Below are 20,195 nucleotides of genomic sequence, written 5' to 3'. Positions count from 1 at the left end.
ACCTCGCTAGTTCGTTGTCCATCACACCAATCAACTCGAAAATTCGAGTGATTAGCCAGCGAGCTGACCAACGAAGGGGTTCGCGAAGGTGAAGAACAGAGCGATACCGACACCGATCATGGTTACGGCGTCGAGCAGACCAGCCACGATGAACATTTTAACTTGCAGCATTGGAACCATTTCTGGTTGACGCGCTGCGCCTTCCAGGAATTTACCGCCCAGCAAGCCGAAGCCGATTGCAGTACCCAGTGCGCCCAGGCCGATCAGCAGTGCAACAGCGATAGCAGTTAGACCAACTACAGTTTCCATCTTTCCTCCCGACTTTTACGTCGTATTGGTTAGGTTTTTTAGATTAAAGCGGTAAAGCAAAATCGTTTCTTACATCAAGCCCTCGCGGGCATCCCCTCACGCAAGCAAGGGGATCATCAGACGCGCAAGGCGAGTCTTAATGGTTATCTTCGTGAGCCATCGAAAGGTAGACGATGGTCAGCATCATGAAGATGAACGCTTGCAGGGTGATGATCAGGATGTGGAATACAGCCCACGCCCATTGCAGGACCACGCCCAGGCCGCTAAGCCAGAGCAGACCACTGCCGAACATGACCGCGATAAGGATGAACACCAGTTCACCAGCGTACATGTTGCCGAAAAGACGCAAAGCCAGAGAAACCGGTTTGGCAATCAGAGTCACGAATTCAAGCAGGAAGTTCACAGGAATCAATAGCGCCTGGACAAGAATGTTCTTGCTGCCAAACGGATGCAGGGTCAGTTCGCCGATGAAACCGCCGATACCCTTGATCTTGATGCTGTAGAAAATGATGAGCGCGAAAACAGAAAGCGCCATGCCGATCGTCGCGTTAGGGTCGGTGGTCGACACTGCGCGGAAAGGAATGTGCTGGTCACCGGAAATCATGATGGCTAGCTGAGGAATCCAGTCGACCGGGATCAGGTCGATGGCGTTCATCAGGAAGACCCAGACGAAAATCGTCAATGCCAGCGGTGCAATAACTGCGCTGCGACCGTGGAAGCTGTCTTTGACGCTGCCGTCGACGAACTCGACCATCACTTCAACGAAGTTTTGCAGAGCACCTGGCTGTCCAGAAGTAGCCTTTTTGGCGACCATGCGGAAAATCAGGACAAAAATCAGACCCAAGGCAACCGACCAACCCAACGTATCGAGGTGGAAAGCCCAAAAGCCCATTTCTTTTGCTTCTGCTGCGGAATGGGCGAAGCCCCAACTGCCGTCAGGCAAATGACCGTAGGTCAAGTTCTGCAAGTGGTGCTGGATATAGCCCGAAGCTGTTTGCTCTGCCATGGTTGCCTCAAACGCCCTAAGGTCTCAAAAGTCTTGTTTTCATAAGCAGGGGTGCGAACCAACTGACCAATTGGGTCAATATGAACACGCCGAAGACTGCCAACGGCGCCAACGGCTTCACTCCTGCAAAGGTCAGTGCAAATAGCACTGCCGTAAAAATCAGTTTGCCCGCCTCGCCGGCATAAAAGGACCGCACGATGGCTTGCGCTGCTCTAGCTCCGGTAAACCGAAATGCCTTGTGAGCGAAATACAAATTGGGCAGCCACGCTATCAGGCCTCCGCATAGCCCTGAATATCCAGCTACGACCCCATGCCACTGCCATAGCGCCAAAGCAGCCAACAGCAGAACAACACCTTGGGCCAGTAGTACCGGAAATACCGCCAGGCGATGGAATGGCAACCTGTTTGGTGTGCGTGTTTCCATCACTACTGCTCCTCGAGCGTCGCCGGCCAAAATCAATAACTTGGCATAATTTGTGCCGACAAAATGCGCGCAGAGTATAGGGGCGGTTAAGTCCCTATTCAACTGCCGGGTAGTGATTTCCGACTACACGCTACAGGGCAATTGTTTCAGCGGATGTGAGCGAGGACACCTTGCAACTCATCCAGTGAGTTATATCGAATGACTAGCTGGCCTTTTCCTTTCTGACCATGGCGAATCTGCACCGCAGAGCCTAGCCGCTCGGCCAGACGCTGCTCCAGACGACTGATGTCAGGATCGGGTTTCGCCGGTGCTGCAGCTTCCTGTTTTCCACTCAACCATTGCCGGACAAGTGCCTCGGTCTGGCGAACAGTCAGCCCACGTGCGACAACATGTCGCGCCCCTTCAACCTGCTGTTCTTCAGGCAAACCCAGCAACGCGCGCGCGTGGCCCATCTCCAGGTCGCCGTGCGAAAGCATCGTCTTGATCACCTCGGGCAGCGCAATCAAGCGTAGCAGGTTGGCCACGCTCACCCGGGATTTACCCACCGCTTCGGCGACTTGTTGCTGGGTCAGCTGGAATTCTTGTTGCAAACGCTGGAGCGCCACGGCCTCCTCAATCGGGTTGAGATCTTCGCGCTGGATGTTCTCGATCAGCGCCATGGCGATGGCGGTTTCATCTGGCACATCGCGCACCATAGCTGGGATGGTCTCGATCCCCACTTGCTGACTGGCACGCCAGCGACGCTCGCCGGCAATGATTTCAAAGCGATTTTCGGCGATAGGCCGTACTACGATCGGCTGCATGACACCTTGAGCCTTGATCGACAGCGCCAACTCTTCGAGCGCCTGAGGATCCATGTCACGACGCGGCTGGTATTTGCCACGCTGAATCAGATCCAGAGGGATGTGCTGCAATTCGCGCTGGTCGGCCTTGGTAGCCTGCTCTTCCAGGGAACTGACGGTTGGACTGCTCAGAAGCGCATCCAGCCCACGTCCGAGTCCTCGTTTCTTGACGGCCATGGGAATTCCTTAAGTGGGCTGAGCTGTGCGTGTATTACGACGTTGGCGGCGAACCATCTCGCCTGCAAGTGCCAGGTAAGCCAACGCGCCTCGAGAGGACTTGTCGTACGCCAGCGCGGGCATACCAAAGCTCGGTGCCTCGGCCAGACGAATATTGCGCGGGATCACGGTGTCGTAAAGTTGCTCGCCAAAGTGCTCTTTGAGCTGGGCAGATACGTCGTTGATCAAGCTCAGCCGCGGATCGTACATGGTGCGCAAAAGGCCTTCGATCTTAAGTTGCGGGTTCAACAGTTCGGCGATTCGCTTGATGTTATCCACAAGGTCGCTCAGCCCCTCGAGCGCAAAATACTCACACTGCATGGGGATGATCACACCATCTGCCGCCACCAATGCATTGAGCGTCAGCATCGAAAGCGAAGGCGGACAATCAATGAGGATGTAGTCGTAATTCTCACGAATAGGCGCTAACGCAGTGCGCAGGCGACTTTCCTTCATCTGCATTTCCAGCAGCACCACTTCTGCAGCGGTCAGGTCACGGTTGGCGGGTAGCAGTTGATAGCCGCCGTGCTCGGAAAAATGCATGGCTTGGCCAAGATCACACTCTCCGATCAGCACGTCATAAATTGAGTTCTCGAGCGCGTGTTTATCCACACCGCTGCCCATCGTGGCATTGCCTTGAGGATCGAGATCGATCAACAGCACTCGGCGCTTGGTAGCGACCAGCGAGGCTGCGAGATTGATGCAGGTGGTGGTTTTGCCCACACCACCTTTTTGGTTCGCAATCGCGAATACCTTAGCCATTCTTGCGTGTGTTCCCTGTCAAGCCGTGCGGCGCAGTATCAGCAGATGGCGTTGCCCTTGGCAACCCGGAACGGCCAAGGCCTGCGCACTGTCGAGGCGGAAGTCTGCCGGCAATGCTACCAGTTCATTGGCGGGATGCAGACCCTTCATCGCGAGCCAGTGCGTTTGATCGTCGCCCATGTGACGTGTCCACTGCGTGAAGTCTTCGAGACTGCTGAAAGCCCGAGAGATGATCCCGTTGAACGGCTGCTGCGGCTCAAAGGCTTCAGCACGGCTGTGGATAACTTTAAGATTGTCGAGCTTGAGCTCAAGTTTGACCTGAGTCAGAAAACGAGTTTTCTTGCCATTGCTGTCGAGCACAGTGACCTTGGTACCTGGAAACAGAATAGCCATCGGAATACCAGGCATCCCGCCACCGCTGCCTACATCGAGCCAGCGCTCACCTTCGATGAAAGACATGATGCTCAAGCTGTCGAGCAGATGACGCGACACCATCTCGTCCGGGTCGCGCACCGCAGTCAGGTTGTAGGCCTTGTTCCATTTGATCAGCAAGGCCAGATACGCCAACAGTTGGTGGCGCTGGCTATCTGTGAGCTCAACGCCCAACTCGCGAGCGCCGAGGGTCAATTCTTCAGCGTGTTGCGGGGTGACCATAGAACTCAAGCGCTTTGCTCCAACTGACGGCCCGCGCCGCGTTTTTTCAAATGAATCATCAGCAACGATATGGCGGCAGGCGTCACACCAGGGATGCGCGATGCCTGGCCCAGAGTTTCTGGACGAGTTATCCCCAGCTTGCTTTGAATTTCTTTCGACAGACCAGAGATGTTGGTGTAATCGATGTCCGCCGGCAATTTAGTGTTTTCGCTGGCGCGAAGCCTTGCGATTTCGTCTTGCTGGCGATCGATATAACCGGCGTATTTGGTCTTGATCTCAACCTGCTCGGCCACTTGTGGATCGGCGCAACCTTCGCCTGTCAGGGAGATGAGACTGGCGTAGTCCACTTCCGGACGAGTCAAAAGATTGAGCAGGTTGTATTCATGAGTCAACGGCGTGCCGAAATGCGCAGAGACCGAGTCACCTTGCGGTGTTCCTGGACGAATCCAAGTGGATTTCAAGCGCTGTTCTTCGCGCTCGATACTATCGCGCTTGGTACAGAACGCAGCCCAGCGGGCGTCATCGACGAGCCCCAGCTCCCGGCCTTTCTCGGTCAAGCGAAGATCGGCGTTGTCTTCACGCAGGATCAATCTGTACTCAGCCCGTGAAGTGAACATGCGGTACGGCTCTTGGGTGCCGAGCGTGATCAAGTCGTCGACCAACACCCCGATGTACGCTTCGTCGCGGCGCGGGCACCAGCTTTCTTTGCCCTGTGCACGCAGCGCTGCGTTGGCACCGGCGAGCAAACCTTGCGCACCCGCCTCTTCGTAACCCGTGGTGCCGTTGATTTGTCCTGCGAAAAACAACCCGCCAATCACTTTGGTTTCGAGGCTGTATTTCAGATCACGCGGATCGAAATAGTCGTACTCGATGGCGTAGCCGGGACGCACGATGTGGGCATTCTCCATGCCCCGAATAGAGCGAACGATCTGCAGTTGTACATCGAACGGCAGCGATGTCGAGATGCCATTCGGGTACAGCTCATGAGTGTTCAGGCCTTCCGGTTCTATGAAGACCTGATGGCTTTCCTTGTCGGCAAAGCGATGAATCTTGTCTTCGATCGACGGGCAATAGCGCGGGCCGACGCCTTCAATCACACCGGAGTACATCGGAGAACGGTCGAGATTGGCCGCAATGATTTCGTGAGTGCGAGCGTTGGTATGGGTTATCCAGCAGCTGACCTGCGCCGGGTGCTGGTCCTTGGTACCCATGAACGACATCACTGGAATCGGAGTATCACCTGGTTGCTCGGTCATGACCGAAAAATCCACGGACCGACCGTCAATACGCGGTGGGGTACCGGTTTTCAGGCGGCCGACGCGTAAAGGCAGTTCCCGCAGACGCTGTGCCAACGCAATCGATGGTGGATCTCCAGCGCGTCCACCCGAATAGTTCTGCATTCCGATGTGGATAAGTCCGCCCAGGAACGTGCCGGTGGTCAATACAACGGAGTCCGCGAGAAACCGCAGACCCATTTGAGTGACTACACCCCGCACTTCGCCCTGCTCCACGATTAGGTCATCGCAGGCTTGCTGAAATATCCACAGGTTTGGCTGGTTTTCAATGATTTCGCGAATAGCTGCTTTGTAAAGGACACGGTCAGCCTGGGCACGAGTAGCGCGCACCGCTGGGCCTTTACGACTGTTCAAAACACGGAATTGGATGCCGCCCCTATCGGTAGCAACGGCCATCGCCCCGCCGAGCGCATCAATTTCTTTAACCAGATGACTCTTGCCAATGCCGCCAATTGCGGGGTTACAACTCATTTGGCCCAAGGTTTCCACGTTATGCGTTAGCAGCAGGGTTTTAGAGCCCATGCGTGCAGACGCCAGTGCTGCCTCAGTACCGGCATGACCGCCACCGATGACGATCACTTCAAAACGGGAAGGGAAATCCACCACGCACCTCGTGCCTGTTTTCTGGGGGAATTGGAATTGGCGGCAAGTATAGGGACTTCACCCCCTTGAAGGAACCTTTTGCGCAAAATTTAACCAGCTGTGGATAGAAGGTGGTTATAAAAATTAAAAAGAAAGAAATTTATAAGATCTTTGTTTTTATGTTTATTTATACACAGCGTCATTTCTGTGGATAGATCTCTATCAGCCCCTATATACAGCGTGTACAGAGATTCAAAAGTCTGTGATTATCCACGAATGAGCCCGTTGGATAAGCACCTTGAGCCTGTGGACTAAATGGCTACTTATGCACAGCCGGCTTTATACCCCCGTTAGAACCTCAATTATCAACTGGGCTTAGGCGGGCTTATACACAGGGCTTAATTTTCAGAATTCGCAAAAAATGGCTTCGGGGGCAAGCAAATCTTGCTTTTGAAAGGGCTTGAGCTGGGAGTTTTGGTTGGAGAAAGAGGCGAAGCGCAGGGGCTTACCGTAAGGGTGAGCCCGTTTGGAGGAGGTGTTGGCTATTTGCCGATGCAGAAACTGGAGAAAATCCGGCCCAGCAAGTCATCGGAACTGAACGCGCCGGTGATCTCACCGAGCGCCTGTTGCGCCTGGCGAAGGTCTTCGGCCAACAATTCGCCTGCACCCGCCAGAGTCAGTTGTGAACGACCGTGATCGAGTGAGATGCTGGCGCGCTGCAATGCATCCAGGTGCCGCCTGCGGGCGCTGAAGCTGCTTTCCGAGGTCTGCTGGAAACCCATGCATGCCTTCAGATGATCGCGTAGCAGTTCCAGCCCTTCACCACCGGCTTTGGCACTGAGATTAATCGTGACATGGCCGTCGGCGTTAACCTCCAACATGATTGGATCGGCGCTCAAGTCGGCTTTGTTTTTGATCAGCGTTACCTTGGCTGGGTCTGGACGCTCCTGCAGGAACTCTGGCCAAAGCGCGAATGGATCGTTTGCTTCGGGCGCTGTTGCGTCAATCACTAGCAGAATTCGATCAGCCTCGGTAATAGCCTTGAGTGCGCGCTCTACACCAATCTTCTCGACGTGATCCACTGTCTCACGCAACCCGGCAGTGTCGACCACATGAAGAGGCATACCATCAATGTGGATATGTTCGCGCAGTACATCACGCGTTGTGCCTGCGATCTCGGTAACAATGGCGGCTTCACGCCCGGCAAGGGCGTTCAACAGGCTGGATTTACCGGCGTTGGGGCGTCCGGCAATGACGACAGTCATACCGTCGCGCAGCAGTGCACCCTGATTGGCTTCACCCACCACCGTGGATAAGTGCCCGCGCACGTCATCGAGCATGCTCAAAACATGGCCATCGGCCAAGAAGTCAATTTCTTCCTCAGGGAAATCGATTGCTGCTTCAACGTAGATCCGCAGACTGATTAGTTTCTCAGTCAGGTTATGTACACGAGTCGAGAATGCGCCCTGCAGAGAACGCAGCGCGTTACGTGCTGCCTGTGCAGAGCTGGCCTCGATTAAGTCTGCAATTGCTTCAGCCTGGGCCAGGTCCAGCTTGTCGTTAAGGAACGCTCGCTCGCTGAATTCGCCAGCTCGGGCAAGTCTGCAACCCAGTTGTACACAGCGCTGCAATATCATGTCCAGAACCACTGGGCCCCCGTGGCCTTGCATCTCGAACACATCCTCCCCGGTGAATGAGTTGGGACCAGGGAAATAAACGGCGATCCCCTCATCGATCGCGTCACCGTTTTCGTCCTGAAACGCGCCGAAATGTGCATAACGAGGCTGCGGGTTCTTACCGACGATCGCTTGTGCTGCACTCAACGCCAGCGGACCGGAAATGCGCACAATGCCAACCCCACCTCTTCCCTGCGCAGTGGCAATAGCGGCGATGGTTTCACGAGGGACGTTCATGACACTGCTCCTGAAGAAACGACAGATAGCAAAACGCCCCACGAGGGGGCGTCCTGAATAACTTATTCACAGATTAGATCAAGCTTCGGCCTTCTTGGCCTTAGCTTCGATGCCACGTGTGATGTACCACTGCTGCGTGATGGACAGGGTATTGTTGACTACCCAATACAGAACCAGACCCGCAGGGAACCACAAGAAGAAGAACGTGAAGATGATTGGCATCAGCTTCATTACCTTGGCTTGCATCGGATCCGGAGGCGTCGGGTTCAACCGCTGCTGGATGAACATGGTAGCGCCCATGATGATCGGCAGAATGAAGAACGGATCCTTGATGGACAAATCAGTTATCCACAGCAGCCATGGAGCCTGACGCATTTCAACGCTTTCCAGCAGGACCCAGTACAACGACAGGAATACCGGCATCTGTACAAGAATTGGAAGGCATCCACCCAGCGGGTTGATCTTCTCTTTCTTGTACAGCTCCATCATCGACTGCGAAAGCTTCTGACGATCATCGCCGTGTTGTTCTTTCAAAATAGCGAGCTTGGGAGCTACGGCTCGCATACGCGCCATAGAACGATAGCTTGCAGCCGACAGTGGGAAGAAAAGCCCTTTGATCAGCATCGTCAGGAAGATGATCGACCAGCCCCAGTTACCCACAATGCTGTGGATATGTTGCAAGAGCCAGAAAATAGGCTGGGCGATGAACCAGAGAATGCCGTAATCGACCGTCAGTTCCAGGCCTGGGGACAACTCTTTGAGCACTGCCTGGCTTTTCGGGCCTGCATAAAGCGTAGTGTTTGTTTCGACTTTGGCGCCCGGAGCGATGTTCAGTGCAGGGCCGGTGAAGCCAATGATGTAATTGCCTTGGCTGTCTTTGCGCGTGGTGACGGTGTTGCTATCGCCGTGATTCGGGATCCAGGCTGTAACGAAATAGTGCTGCAGCCAGGCGACCCAACCACCTTGAACCGTTTCCTTGACCGAACCTTTATCGATGTCTTTCATCGACACCTTTTTGTAAGGCTCTGAAGCAGTCCACATAGCGGCGCCCAGATACGTCGCGGTGCCAGTGGCTGTGGATGACGAAGGGTCGGAGCTGGCGTCACGCTTCAACTGTGCAAACAGATTGCCGTTCCAAGGCTGAGCGCTCTGGTTATCAATCAGGTAGCTAACAGTCAGGTCATACAGGCCGCGCTTGAATGTAAAGCGCTTGATGTAGTTGACCCCGGCATCACTGAATTTGAGATCCACGACCAAGTCATTCTGACCATCAACCAGTTGATAACTTTTCTGTGCACTCACGTACACCGGACGTCCGGTTGAGCGAGCATCCGGACCGTTGGCCCCTGTCAGACCGCTTTGGGCCAGAAAGGTACGTTCGCCACCATTATCAAAAAGCTGGAACGGAACGTCCGGATGGTCTTGACGACGAGGGTAAAGCGGCAACCGAAGCTGCACGACGTCACCACCAACAGGATCGATTTCCAGATTCAGGACGTCTGTTTTGACTTGAATCAGATCCTTACTTGCCACCACTGGAGTTTCAGCAGGAGCAGCAACTTCACCCGTTGCGCTTGGGACATCGGCATTTGCTGATGCGGCTATGCCAGGCGGGGTATCCGGTAGCGCGGATGTATTTGTGTTGGCGGCAACATTCTGAGTCGGCAGGGCAGCCTGGCCATAGTCCTGGTTCCATTTCAGGACCATGACGTAGGACACGATTGCCAGGGCGACGATCAGGATCGTGCGTTTAATATCCATGATTACTCGGCCATCGAAGAGGAACGGGAGGTGGGATCTGTTGGAACCGGGTCATAACCACCGGGATTCCAAGGATGACAGCGACCTAAGCGACGTAAGGTCAGCCAGCCACCGCGTAACAAGCCATGATTTTCAATGGCTTCGTACGCGTAGCAGGAGCAACTGGGGTAGAAACGACAGTGACTGGCCATCAGAGGACTAATGGCATAACGGTAAAACTGGATCGGTACGAGCGCCAGTTTACGCATTAGGACTGTCTACCCCTACGGTTTCGGTAATGGCTTCTGAAGCAGGCCGGCTACGCGCCAGACGTTTCCAGAGCTTGCCGAAATGCTGAATCAATTCGGGGTTTTCAATGTCACCCAAGCCTTTTCGCGCGACTACCACGATGTCCCAACCGACCAAATTGTCTTGGTGTTGGCGAAACGATTCGCGCATCAGGCGTTTTAAACGATTGCGCTCAACCGAGAGCTTTACGCTCTTTTTCCCGATCACTAACCCCAGACGGGGGTGATCAAGATCGTTGCTGCGCACAAGGAGCAGGAGATTTTTCCCCGGAACCTTGCCGGTGGGGGAGTCAAAGACTGCCTTGAAATGCCGGGGTGTCAGCAAACGCTTTTCCCGACTGAAGTCCTGACTCACCACCTGTGCCGATTAATCAAACTGCCAGACGCTTACGGCCTTTGGCGCGACGACGCGACAAGACTGCACGGCCGTTCTTGGTGGCCATACGTGCACGGAAACCGTGGGTGCGGGCGCGCTTGATAGTGCTGGGTTGGAAAGTACGTTTCATGGCGTGTTACCTGGTTCGTCCACAACGGGCCGGAATGGCCCCCGTTTTAAGAGACCGGGGATTCTAGTGAAAGCGTGCCCTCAGGTCAATTTCCAACCAACGTTTCGTGCATTTAGTTCCTCGGCTGCAAATTGCTCCATTTATGGCCCGACTCCCAGATCCCAACCGAGTCTAGATATAGAAATAAAGAAGGAGAGTATTTAAAGCTCTTTTATAGAGCTTATAGAAGCTATAGGAGCACATATCTGTGGATAGAATCATGCAGGCCACGTATCTCAGCGTGTACAGAGCGTAGAAAGGTTGTAGAAAAGCGGTGGTGTAACTGTGCCGCGCCGTCGGAAAAGCTGTGTGTGGAATCCTGTTTTATCCACAGGCACGTTATCCACAGATTTTAGGTCATACTTATGCAGTGGGCTGAGTAGCAGTTATCCACAGAGCTTATGCACATGCCATTTGTCGGCTTTCTGTGCATGAAACGCCTGTTTGTCGTGCAGTCTTATCAACCTACATGTGGATAAGTACGTTGCTGATCGCTACAATGGCCGCTTGTTTTTGCCTCATCGGCTTTTGACTTAGGGGATGTCCGTGTCAGTGGAACTTTGGCAACGGTGCGTAGAGCTATTACGTGACGAGCTGCCTGCCCAGCAATTCAACACCTGGATCCGTCCGCTTCAGGTTGAAGCCGAAGGCGACGAGTTGCGTGTCTATGCCCCAAACCGGTTTGTGCTCGATTGGGTTAACGAAAAGTATCTCAGCCGATTGCTTGAGCTTCTCGGTGAGCATGGTCAAGGTCTGGCTCCTGCCCTTTCCTTATTAATAGGCAGCAAGCGAAGCTCCGCGCCACGTGCGGCGCCCAATGCTCCTTTGGCGGCCGCGGCTTCCCAGGCTGTTCACGCCAGCGGTAATGTGGCTATTTCCTCCCAGCCTGCGATCAGAGCAGCTGCACAAGCTCCTGTTCAAAATTCGCTCAGTGTTGATGACGAGCCTTCTCGGGCAAGCTTTGATCCAATGGCCGGGGCCAGCTCACAGCAGGCGCCTGCCCGGGCAGAGCAGCGTAATGTGCAGGTTGAAGGTGCGCTTAAGCACACCAGCTATTTGAATCGCACATTCACGTTCGAAAATTTCGTTGAGGGCAAATCCAACCAGCTGGCTCGGGCAGCTGCCTGGCAGGTAGCGGATAACCCAAAGCACGGTTACAACCCGCTGTTTTTGTATGGCGGTGTCGGCTTGGGTAAAACGCATTTAATGCACGCTGTGGGTAACCATCTTCTAAAGAAGAATCCGAACGCTAAAGTGGTTTATCTGCACTCGGAGCGATTCGTTGCGGACATGGTGAAAGCGCTTCAGCTGAATGCGATCAATGAATTCAAGCGGTTCTATCGCTCGGTCGATGCACTTCTTATCGATGACATTCAGTTTTTTGCCCGCAAAGAGCGTTCGCAGGAAGAGTTTTTTCATACCTTTAACGCATTGCTCGAAGGTGGCCAGCAAGTCATCCTCACCAGTGATCGTTACCCGAAAGAAATTGAAGGCTTGGAAGAGCGTCTTAAATCCCGTTTTGGTTGGGGGTTGACCGTTGCGGTCGAACCGCCTGAACTTGAAACGCGTGTAGCCATTTTGATGAAGAAGGCCGATCAGGCGAAGGTCGATTTGCCTCACGATGCGGCTTTCTTTATCGCACAGCGAATTCGTTCCAACGTCCGTGAGCTCGAGGGCGCACTCAAACGAGTCATAGCGCACTCCCACTTCATGGGCCGGGATATTACGATCGAGTTGATCCGCGAATCGCTCAAGGATCTCCTGGCGCTGCAAGACAAGCTGGTGAGTGTGGATAACATTCAACGCACGGTTGCTGAATACTACAAAATCAAGATATCTGACCTGTTGTCCAAACGTCGTTCCAGGTCTGTCGCTCGACCGCGCCAAGTGGCCATGGCATTGTCCAAGGAGCTTACTAACCACAGTTTGCCGGAGATCGGTGACGTGTTTGGCGGCCGCGACCACACAACGGTTCTGCATGCTTGCCGCAAGATCAATGAGCTCAAAGAATCCGACGCGGATATTCGCGAGGACTACAAGAACCTGCTGCGTACACTGACCACTTAATGATGCCAAAGCAGATTATCAAGGCAAGGGACTAGACCATGCATTTCACCATTCAACGCGAAGCCCTGTTGAAACCCCTGCAACTGGTCGCAGGCGTTGTAGAACGCCGCCAGACCTTGCCGGTTCTGTCGAACGTTCTTCTGGTTGTCGAGGGTCAGCAACTGTCCCTGACAGGAACAGACCTGGAGGTTGAACTGGTAGGTCGCGTTCAGCTCGAGGAAGCTGCTGAACCAGGCGAGATCACTGTGCCCGCCCGCAAGTTGATGGATATTTGCAAGAGCTTGCCCAATGATGCTTTGATCGATATCAAACTGGATGAGCAAAAGCTGATCGTCAAGGCCGGGCGAAGTCGCTTCACCTTGTCGACGCTGCCAGCCAATGACTTCCCGACTGTGGAAGAAGGTCCGGGCTCGTTCACGTTCAATCTGGTTCAAAGCAAGCTGCGTCGGTTGATTGAGCGCACCAGCTTTGCAATGGCGCAACAGGACGTTCGTTACTATCTCAACGGCATGTTGCTTGAGGTCCAGTCCGGTATCCTGCGGGCAGTGGCGACTGATGGTCACCGTCTTGCAATGTGTTCAATGGCGGCAGAGATCGAACAGGCCGATCGTCATCAGGTCATCGTGCCACGCAAGGGTATTCTCGAGCTTGCGCGCCTGCTGACTGAGCAAGACGGCATCGTCAGCATTGTGTTGGGCCAGCATCACATTCGCGCCACCACAGGTGAATTTACCTTCACCTCAAAATTGGTCGACGGCAAATTTCCGGATTACGAGCGTGTCTTGCCAAAAGGTGGGGATAAGTTGGTGGTGGGTGATCGACAGGCATTGCGCGAAGCATTCAGTCGAACTGCAATTCTTTCGAACGAAAAGTACCGCGGTATCCGTCTACAGCTTGCCAGCGGCCAACTGAAAATTCAGGCGAACAACCCTGAACAAGAAGAAGCGGAAGAGGAAATCGGCGTCGAATACGACGGAGGGGCGCTCGAGATCGGTTTCAATGTGAGCTACTTGCTCGACGTCTTAGGCGTAATGACTACCGAACAAGTTCGTTTGATTCTTTCCGATTCCAATAGCAGCGCATTGGTACAAGAGTCCGGTAATGATGACTCAGCCTATGTCGTAATGCCGATGCGCCTGTAACAGCAGAAGCTAATGTCTCTCAGCCGCGTCTCGGTCACCGGGGTGCGCAATTTGCAACCGGTGACCTTCTCCCCTTCCCCTCGTATCAACATTCTGTATGGCGCCAATGGCAGCGGGAAAACCAGCGTCCTTGAAGCCATACATCTTTTGGGTCTTGCCCGCTCGTTTCGGAGCGTAAGGCTTCTGCCTGTCATCCAATATGAACAACCAGCATGTACGGTTTTTGGTCAGGTCGAATTAGCCGAAGGTGGCCATAGCAGCCTGGGCATCTCTCGCGACCGGCAAGGCGAATTCCAGATTCGCATCGACGGCCAGAACGCCAAGAGTGCCGCACAGCTCGCCGAAACCCTTCCCCTGCAGTTAATCAATCCAGACAGTTTTCGATTGCTTGAGGGGGCTCCGAAGATTCGACGCCAATTTTTGGATTGGGGAGTGTTCCACGTGGAACCTCGATTTTTGGGGACTTGGCAGCGACTTCAGAAGGCCCTGCGGCAGCGTAACTCGTGGTTGCGACATGGTACACTTGACGTCGCTTCGCAAGCGGCATGGGACAGGGAACTGTGTCTGGCAAGTGATGAAATTGATGAATATCGACGTGCGTATATCAAGGCCTTAAAGCCTGTCTTCGAGCAAACTTTGAGCGAGCTGGTGCAGCTTGAAGGTTTGAGCCTGAGTTACTACCGCGGATGGGATAAAGAGAAGGAGCTAAGCGCGGTGCTTGCTACCTCTCTTCACCGCGATCAGCAGATGGGTCATACGCAGGCGGGACCACAGAGAGCCGATTTAAGATTACGGCTGGGTGGTCACAACGCTGCCGATATCTTGTCTCGTGGTCAGCAAAAATTAGTCGTGTGCGCGCTGCGCATCGCCCAAGGCCATTTGGTAGGCCAGGCTCGTCGAGGTCAATGCATATACCTCGTCGATGATTTGCCATCCGAACTCGACGAGAATCATCGCAACGCACTATGCCGATTGCTAGAAGACTTACACTGCCAGGTTTTCATTACCTGTGTAGATCAAGAATTTTTGAGGGAAGGCTGGCAGACGGAAACGCCAGTTGCATTGTTCCACGTGGAACAAGGCTGTATCACCCAGACCCACGATCATCGGGAGTGAATGCATGAGCGAAAATCAAACGTACGACTCCTCCAGCATCAAGGTGCTGAAAGGGCTAGACGCCGTACGCAAGCGTCCCGGTATGTACATCGGCGATACCGACGATGGCAGCGGTCTCCACCACATGGTTTTCGAGGTGGTCGATAACTCGATCGACGAAGCATTGGCTGGCCATTGCGACGACATCAGTATCATTATCCACCCGGACGAATCTATTACCGTGCGTGATAACGGCCGCGGTATTCCGGTCGATGTTCACAAAGAAGAAGGCGTTTCTGCTGCAGAGGTCATCATGACCGTGCTGCACGCCGGCGGTAAGTTTGACGATAATTCGTACAAAGTTTCTGGCGGCCTCCACGGCGTTGGTGTTTCCGTGGTTAACGCCCTCTCCGAGTTACTTCTGCTGACTGTGCGTCGTAGCGGCAAGATCTGGGAGCAGACCTATGTGCATGGCGTTCCTCAGGAACCCATGCGCATCGTCGGTGAAAGCGACTCCACCGGTACAGAGATTCACTTCAAACCTTCCGCTGAGACGTTCAAGAACATCCACTTCAGCTGGGACATCCTTGCAAAGCGTATCCGTGAACTGTCTTTCCTGAACTCCGGTGTCGGCATCGTTCTGCGAGACGAGCGCAGCGGTAAGGAAGAGTTGTTCAAATACGAAGGTGGTTTACGTGCGTTCGTTGAATACCTGAACACGAACAAAACTCCAGTTAATGAAGTATTCCACTTCAATGTGCAGCGTGACGACGGGATCGGTGTCGAAATTGCCCTGCAGTGGAACGACAGCTTCAACGAGAATTTGTTGTGCTTTACCAACAACATTCCTCAGCGCGACGGTGGCACTCACCTTGTTGGCTTCCGCTCGGCGTTGACGCGCAACCTCAATAACTACATCGAACAAGAAGGTCTGGCTAAAAAGCACAAGGTCGCCACCACCGGTGACGATGCGCGCGAAGGCCTCACAGCTATTATTTCGGTGAAGGTGCCTGATCCAAAGTTCAGTTCTCAGACCAAAGACAAGCTGGTCTCTTCCGAAGTGAAGACTGCGGTCGAACAGGAAATGGGCAAATACTTCTCGGACTTCCTTCTGGAAAATCCGAACGAAGCCAAGGCCGTTGTGGGCAAAATGATCGACGCAGCCCGCGCTCGTGAAGCCGCGCGCAAGGCTCGTGAGATGACTCGCCGAAAAGGTGCGTTGGATATTGCCGGTTTGCCAGGAAAGCTCGCCGACTGCCAAGAGAAAGACCCTGCCCTTTCCGAACTGTATCTTGTGGAAGGTGACTCTGCTGGCGGTTCCGCCAAGCAGGGACGTAACCGTAAGACTCAGGCTATTCTGCCGCTCAAAGGTAAAATCCTGAACGTCGAGAAAGCGCGTTTCGACAAGATGATCTCTTCGCAAGAAGTGGGCACGTTGATCACCGCTTTGGGCTGTGGCATCGGCCGCGACGAATACAACATCGAAAAACTGCGCTATCACAACATCATCATCATGACCGATGCTGACGTCGACGGTTCGCACATCCGTACGCTGCTGTTGACCTTCTTCTTTCGTCAGTTGCCTGAACTGGTCGAGCGCGGCTACATCTACATCGCTCAGCCTCCGCTCTACAAAGTGAAGAAAGGCAAGCAAGAGCAATACATCAAAGACGACGAAGCCATGGAAGAGTACATGACTCAGTCGGCCCTCGAAGATGCGAGCCTGCACCTTAACGAATCCGCTCCAGGCATTTCCGGTGAAGCGCTGGAAAAACTGGTCAACGATTTCCGGATGGTGATGAAGACGCTCAAGCGTTTGTCGCGTCTCTATCCTCAGGAGCTGACCGAGCACTTCGTATATCTGCCACCTGTCACGCTGGAGCAGCTCGCTGACCATGCCGGCATGCAAGCTTGGCTGGACAAGTTCGATGAACGTCTGCGCGTGGGCGAGAAGTCAGGCTTGGTCTACAAAGCCAGTCTGCGTGAAGATCGTGAGCGTGGCGTGTGGCTGCCAGAGGTCGAACTGATCTCCCACGGCCTATCGAACTACGTCACCTTCAACCGAGACTTCTTCGGCAGCAACGACTACAAGACGGTAACCGCCTTAGGCCTGCAGATCAGCTCACTGCTGGAAGAAGGCGCCTACATCCAACGCGGCGAGCGTAAGAAGCAGGTCACCGAGTTCAAGGAAGCGCTGGCCTGGTTGATGGCTGAAAGCACCAAGCGTCACACCATCCAGCGCTACAAAGGTCTGGGTGAAATGAACCCGGATCAGTTGTGGGAAACCACCATGGATCCAGCTGTTCGCCGCATGCTGAAAGTGACGATTGAAGATGCAATCGGTGCAGACCAGATCTTCAACACGTTGATGGGCGATGCGGTAGAACCGCGCCGTGAATTCATCGAGAGCAATGCGCTGGCAGTATCGAACCTGGATTTCTGAAGCTCGATTTTGCTCGATAAGAAACCCCGAAGGATCATCGTCCTCCGGGGTTTTTTTGTGTTCAGGCACAAAGCAACGCAGCCCTGAGTGTCGTCAAATAGATTTCTTTTCGTTTAATAGCCGCCCTACACTGCCAGACGTCTGACTTGTCCTGGAAGTGAAGATGACCGCCGACGCAGTTGCTACGTCCATCGTGGAAACCACCGAAGGCCTGCGCTTGGCCGGGGAAGACGCTTTCCGGTGGCGAGAATGGGGCCCCTACCTGAGCGATCGGCAATGGGGCACGGTACGGGAGGATTACAGCGCTGACGGCAATGCTTGGGATTACTTTCCCCACGACCATGCTCGCAGCCGAAGCTATCGCTGGGGCGAGGATGGCTTGGCCGGTTTTTCTGACCAGTCTCAGCACTGGTGCCTCGGGCTGGGGTTGTGGAACGAGCACGATGCCATCTTGAAGGATCGGCTATTCGGTCTGAACAATGCCGAAGGGAACCACGGTGAGGACGTGAAGGAGCTGTACTTCCACGTCGATGGACTCCCGAGCCATGCGTACATGCGCATGCTGTACAAGTATCCCCATGCCGCCTTTCCTTACGACGACTTGGTCACGGAGAACGCGCGACGCGGTCTGGAGGACCCTGAGTACGAGATTCTCGATACTGGCGTGTTTAACGACAACCACTACTTCGATGTGACCGTCGAATACGCCAAACACACCCCGGACGACATTTTTATGCGTGTCACCGTCGTTAACCGGTCCGACTGTGCAGCGCGATTGCACGTATTGCCGCATCTTTGGGCAAGAAACACCTGGAGCCTTGGGCGTGACTCCGAGCGCCCTTCCCTGTCGCTGGAGGGTGAAAGCGTTATCGCGCGCCATCCGCAGTTACCTGAAAAAATGGCAACGGCGTGGGGCAAACAGCCTGGTGAATGGCTCTTTTGCGAGAACGAAACCAATGGCCCTAAACTGTTCGGCACGCAAGGTACGGGGCCATTCAAAGACGGGATCAACGACTACATCGTCGGCGCGAAAGCTGATGCGATTCGCCACGATAAAGGCACACGCGTGGCTGCGCACTTTTTGATGCAGCTAGATGGCTACGCAAGCGAAGTGGTTTACCTAAGATTTGCGCCTGCCGATGCCGAGCGCATTAACGCTCGCGAGTTGTTCACTACACGTCTCAAAGAAACTGATGATTACTACAACGCGCTGCAATTGGGTATGCCGGACGCCGACGCGCGCAACGTCCAGCGCCAGGCATTGGCCGGTTTACTGTGGTCCAAGCAGCTTTATTACTTTGATGTGAAGGCCTGGCTGGAAGGCGATCCCAATCAGGCCCCGTTGCCGCCAGACCGTCCGAAAATTCGAAACAGCCAATGGCAGCACCTGTGCAATTTCGACATCGTCTCGATGCCGGACAAATGGGAGTACCCATGGTACGCGTCCTGGGACCTAGCTTTTCAGGCGGTGGCATTTGCCCTTATCGATCCCGACTTTGCCAAAGACCAACTGTTGTTGTTGATCAAAGATCGCTTTATGCACCCCAATGGTCAGTTGCCTGCTTACGAATGGCGTTTCGATGATGCCAATCCGCCCGTCCACGCTTGGGCGACGTGGCGGGTCTATCAAATGGAAAAGGCACTGAAGGGTGAAGGCGATGTTGATTTTCTTGAGCGAGTTTTCCACAAGCTGCTGCTGAATTTTTCTTGGTGGGTTAACCGCAAGGATGCCGAGGGACACAACATTTTTCAGGGCGGGTTTCTTGGGCTCGATAACATTGCCCTGTTTGATCGATCTGCGGCCATGGCCCCGGGTTATCAACTCGATCAAGCCGACGGGACGGCTTGGGTCGCCGGTTACGCGCTGGACCTGATGCGTATCGCCTTGGAGTTGGCCAAGCGCAACGAGGTTTACGTTGATATCTCGGTTAAGTTCTTTGAGCACTTTCTCTACATCGCCGGTGCAATCAATCAGGCGGGCAAAGACGCCGAGGGTCTATGGGATGACGAAGATGGTTTTTTCTACGATGTCCTGCATCGTCCCGATGGCACCAGCGACCCGGTCCGCTTGCGATCCATTGTAGGCTTGATTCCATTGTTCGCGGTTCGCGTGCTGGAGCAGCGCGAACATGAAGGCTTGAAAGGGCTGCGTGATCGACTGCTTGGCTTCTTGCATCACCGACCAGACCTCGCACTCCTGGTCTCACGCTGGACAGAACCGGGTAAGGGCAATCGCTTGCTGCTGGCTTTACTGCGGGGTCAGCGGACAAAGGATCTGCTCAAGCGCATGCTCGATGAAAGCGAGTTCTTGTCTGAATTTGGTATCCGCTCACTGTCCAAGTCCTACGCTGCACGGCCCTTCAGCATGCACATCAACGGCGACAATCTTTGCGCGGACTATCAGCCCGCAGAGTCAGAATCGCGCCTGTTTGGTGGCAATTCCAATTGGCGCGGCCCGATCTGGATGCCGCTCAATTACATGCTAATCGAATCACTGCGTGAGTTTCATCGCTATTACGGGGAGAATTTCTCGGTTGAGTACCCGACGGGTTCAGGTTATCTGGCATCGCTGGAAGAAGTGGCTGACGGACTCAGCGCACGGGTCTGTCGTATGTTTGTGCGGGATGAAGCTGGGAATCGCCCGTCCATGTCCGGTTATCCACAGCTACAAACTGACCCGCAGAGCCGGGATCTGGTGTTGTTTCACGAGTATTTTCATGGGGAAAACGGACGCGGATTGGGCGCATCGCATCAGACTGGTTGGAGCGCCTTGGTCGCGTTGATGCTGCAACCAAAGCAGTAGTCGATTGTTTGTCGTCAGGAGTATTTTCAAGCACAAGGAGCTGTCCCCA

The 20,195-nt window shown here is 54.2% G+C and carries 17 protein-coding genes; 5 read left to right on the top strand and 12 right to left on the bottom strand.

Features of this window, described 5'->3' with window-relative positions:
• Nucleotides 1-51 precede the first annotated feature (51 nt).
• The 12 genes from atpE to rpmH all read right to left on the bottom strand — a co-directional run bounded on the left by atpE (nucleotide 52) and on the right by rpmH (nucleotide 10,557).
• Nucleotides 52-309, bottom strand: a complete 258-nt coding sequence (atpE, locus tag ACWKWM_RS20075) for a F0F1 ATP synthase subunit C (RefSeq protein WP_002555987.1) — start codon at nucleotides 307-309, stop codon at nucleotides 52-54.
• 136 nt (nucleotides 310-445) lie between these two features.
• Nucleotides 446-1,315, bottom strand: a complete 870-nt coding sequence (gene atpB / locus ACWKWM_RS20070) for a F0F1 ATP synthase subunit A (protein WP_483847813.1) — start codon at nucleotides 1,313-1,315, stop codon at nucleotides 446-448.
• A 16-nt stretch (nucleotides 1,316-1,331) separates the two neighbouring features.
• Nucleotides 1,332-1,739, bottom strand: a complete 408-nt coding sequence (locus ACWKWM_RS20065; RefSeq protein WP_483847812.1) for a F0F1 ATP synthase subunit I — start codon at nucleotides 1,737-1,739, stop codon at nucleotides 1,332-1,334.
• Nucleotides 1,740-1,885: 146 nt separating this feature from the next.
• A complete protein-coding gene (locus ACWKWM_RS20060; RefSeq protein WP_483847811.1) occupies nucleotides 1,886-2,758 on the bottom strand; it encodes a ParB/RepB/Spo0J family partition protein in 873 nt (290 codons plus the stop codon).
• A gap of 9 nt (nucleotides 2,759-2,767) precedes the next feature.
• Nucleotides 2,768-3,559: a ParA family protein gene (locus tag ACWKWM_RS20055; protein WP_483847810.1), complete on the bottom strand. Its 792-nt coding sequence runs from the start codon at nucleotides 3,557-3,559 to the stop codon at nucleotides 2,768-2,770.
• An 18-nt stretch (nucleotides 3,560-3,577) separates the two neighbouring features.
• Entirely contained in the window at nucleotides 3,578-4,222 is a 645-nt protein-coding gene (gene rsmG / locus ACWKWM_RS20050; protein ID WP_483847809.1) for a 16S rRNA (guanine(527)-N(7))-methyltransferase RsmG, read from the bottom strand.
• Nucleotides 4,219-6,111: a tRNA uridine-5-carboxymethylaminomethyl(34) synthesis enzyme MnmG gene (gene mnmG, locus ACWKWM_RS20045; protein WP_483847808.1), complete on the bottom strand. Its 1,893-nt coding sequence runs from the start codon at nucleotides 6,109-6,111 to the stop codon at nucleotides 4,219-4,221. The genes rsmG and mnmG overlap by 4 nt, the downstream gene beginning before the upstream one ends.
• 521 nt (nucleotides 6,112-6,632) lie before the next feature.
• Nucleotides 6,633-8,003 carry a tRNA uridine-5-carboxymethylaminomethyl(34) synthesis GTPase MnmE gene (gene mnmE / locus ACWKWM_RS20040; protein ID WP_483847807.1) on the bottom strand — a complete coding sequence of 457 codons (1,371 nt, stop codon included), beginning with the start codon at nucleotides 8,001-8,003 and terminating at the stop codon, nucleotides 6,633-6,635.
• Between the two features lie 78 nt (nucleotides 8,004-8,081).
• The gene (yidC, locus tag ACWKWM_RS20035; RefSeq protein WP_483847806.1) at nucleotides 8,082-9,764 is read right to left on the bottom strand and encodes a membrane protein insertase YidC; all 1,683 of its coding nucleotides are present in this window, start codon (nucleotides 9,762-9,764) and stop codon (nucleotides 8,082-8,084) included.
• Between the two features lie 2 nt (nucleotides 9,765-9,766).
• Nucleotides 9,767-10,012, bottom strand: coding sequence for a membrane protein insertion efficiency factor YidD (gene yidD / locus ACWKWM_RS20030; RefSeq protein ID WP_483835272.1), 246 nt, complete (start codon nucleotides 10,010-10,012; stop codon nucleotides 9,767-9,769).
• The gene (rnpA, locus tag ACWKWM_RS20025; RefSeq protein WP_483847805.1) at nucleotides 10,005-10,406 is read right to left on the bottom strand and encodes a ribonuclease P protein component; all 402 of its coding nucleotides are present in this window, start codon (nucleotides 10,404-10,406) and stop codon (nucleotides 10,005-10,007) included. Before rnpA ends, yidD begins: the two co-directional genes overlap by 8 nt.
• Before the next feature lie 16 nt (nucleotides 10,407-10,422).
• A complete protein-coding gene (gene rpmH / locus ACWKWM_RS20020) occupies nucleotides 10,423-10,557 on the bottom strand; it encodes a 50S ribosomal protein L34 (protein ID WP_002551315.1) in 135 nt (44 codons plus the stop codon).
• Between the two features lie 585 nt (nucleotides 10,558-11,142).
• On the opposite strand from rpmH, the gene dnaA reads away from it, so the two are divergent.
• The 5 genes from dnaA to ACWKWM_RS19995 all read left to right on the top strand — a co-directional run bounded on the left by dnaA (nucleotide 11,143) and on the right by ACWKWM_RS19995 (nucleotide 20,146).
• A complete protein-coding gene (gene dnaA / locus ACWKWM_RS20015; protein ID WP_483847804.1) occupies nucleotides 11,143-12,663 on the top strand; it encodes a chromosomal replication initiator protein DnaA in 1,521 nt (506 codons plus the stop codon).
• Between the two features lie 38 nt (nucleotides 12,664-12,701).
• Nucleotides 12,702-13,805: a DNA polymerase III subunit beta gene (gene dnaN, locus ACWKWM_RS20010; RefSeq protein ID WP_483847803.1), complete on the top strand. Its 1,104-nt coding sequence runs from the start codon at nucleotides 12,702-12,704 to the stop codon at nucleotides 13,803-13,805.
• Nucleotides 13,806-13,817: 12 nt separating this feature from the next.
• Nucleotides 13,818-14,921, top strand: a complete 1,104-nt coding sequence (gene recF / locus ACWKWM_RS20005; RefSeq protein ID WP_483847802.1) for a DNA replication/repair protein RecF — start codon at nucleotides 13,818-13,820, stop codon at nucleotides 14,919-14,921.
• A 4-nt stretch (nucleotides 14,922-14,925) separates the two neighbouring features.
• Nucleotides 14,926-17,343 carry a DNA topoisomerase (ATP-hydrolyzing) subunit B gene (gyrB, locus tag ACWKWM_RS20000; protein WP_483847801.1) on the top strand — a complete coding sequence of 806 codons (2,418 nt, stop codon included), beginning with the start codon at nucleotides 14,926-14,928 and terminating at the stop codon, nucleotides 17,341-17,343.
• A 163-nt stretch (nucleotides 17,344-17,506) separates the two neighbouring features.
• Nucleotides 17,507-20,146, top strand: a complete 2,640-nt coding sequence (locus ACWKWM_RS19995) for an MGH1-like glycoside hydrolase domain-containing protein (protein ID WP_483847800.1) — start codon at nucleotides 17,507-17,509, stop codon at nucleotides 20,144-20,146.
• Nucleotides 20,147-20,195 lie beyond the last annotated feature (49 nt).

It is taken from the genome of Pseudomonas rosaeacicularis (genome assembly GCF_057128745.1).
Note: the sequence above shows the minus strand (reverse complement) of the source record. Positions and strands in the feature narration are given on the sequence as shown.

Excerpts from the sequence above, each read along its gene's own strand:
- recF (WP_483847802.1), top strand. The coding sequence starts at position 13,818 with ATGTCTCTCAGCCGCGTCTCGGTCACCGGGGTGCGCAATTTGCAACCG.
- ACWKWM_RS19995 (WP_483847800.1), top strand. The coding sequence starts at position 17,507 with ATGACCGCCGACGCAGTTGCTACGTCCATCGTGGAAACCACCGAAGGC.
- ACWKWM_RS20065 (WP_483847812.1), bottom strand. The coding sequence starts at position 1,739 with ATGGAAACACGCACACCAAACAGGTTGCCATTCCATCGCCTGGCGGTA.
- dnaN (WP_483847803.1), top strand. The coding sequence starts at position 12,702 with ATGCATTTCACCATTCAACGCGAAGCCCTGTTGAAACCCCTGCAACTG.
- ACWKWM_RS20060 (WP_483847811.1), bottom strand. The coding sequence starts at position 2,758 with ATGGCCGTCAAGAAACGAGGACTCGGACGTGGGCTGGATGCGCTTCTG.
- yidC (WP_483847806.1), bottom strand. The coding sequence starts at position 9,764 with ATGGATATTAAACGCACGATCCTGATCGTCGCCCTGGCAATCGTGTCC.
- ACWKWM_RS20055 (WP_483847810.1), bottom strand. The coding sequence starts at position 3,559 with ATGGCTAAGGTATTCGCGATTGCGAACCAAAAAGGTGGTGTGGGCAAA.
- yidD (WP_483835272.1), bottom strand. The coding sequence starts at position 10,012 with ATGCGTAAACTGGCGCTCGTACCGATCCAGTTTTACCGTTATGCCATT.
- rpmH (WP_002551315.1), bottom strand. The coding sequence starts at position 10,557 with ATGAAACGTACTTTCCAACCCAGCACTATCAAGCGCGCCCGCACCCAC.
- atpB (WP_483847813.1), bottom strand. The coding sequence starts at position 1,315 with ATGGCAGAGCAAACAGCTTCGGGCTATATCCAGCACCACTTGCAGAAC.
- gyrB (WP_483847801.1), top strand. The coding sequence starts at position 14,926 with ATGAGCGAAAATCAAACGTACGACTCCTCCAGCATCAAGGTGCTGAAA.
- mnmE (WP_483847807.1), bottom strand. The coding sequence starts at position 8,003 with ATGAACGTCCCTCGTGAAACCATCGCCGCTATTGCCACTGCGCAGGGA.
- atpE (WP_002555987.1), bottom strand. The coding sequence starts at position 309 with ATGGAAACTGTAGTTGGTCTAACTGCTATCGCTGTTGCACTGCTGATC.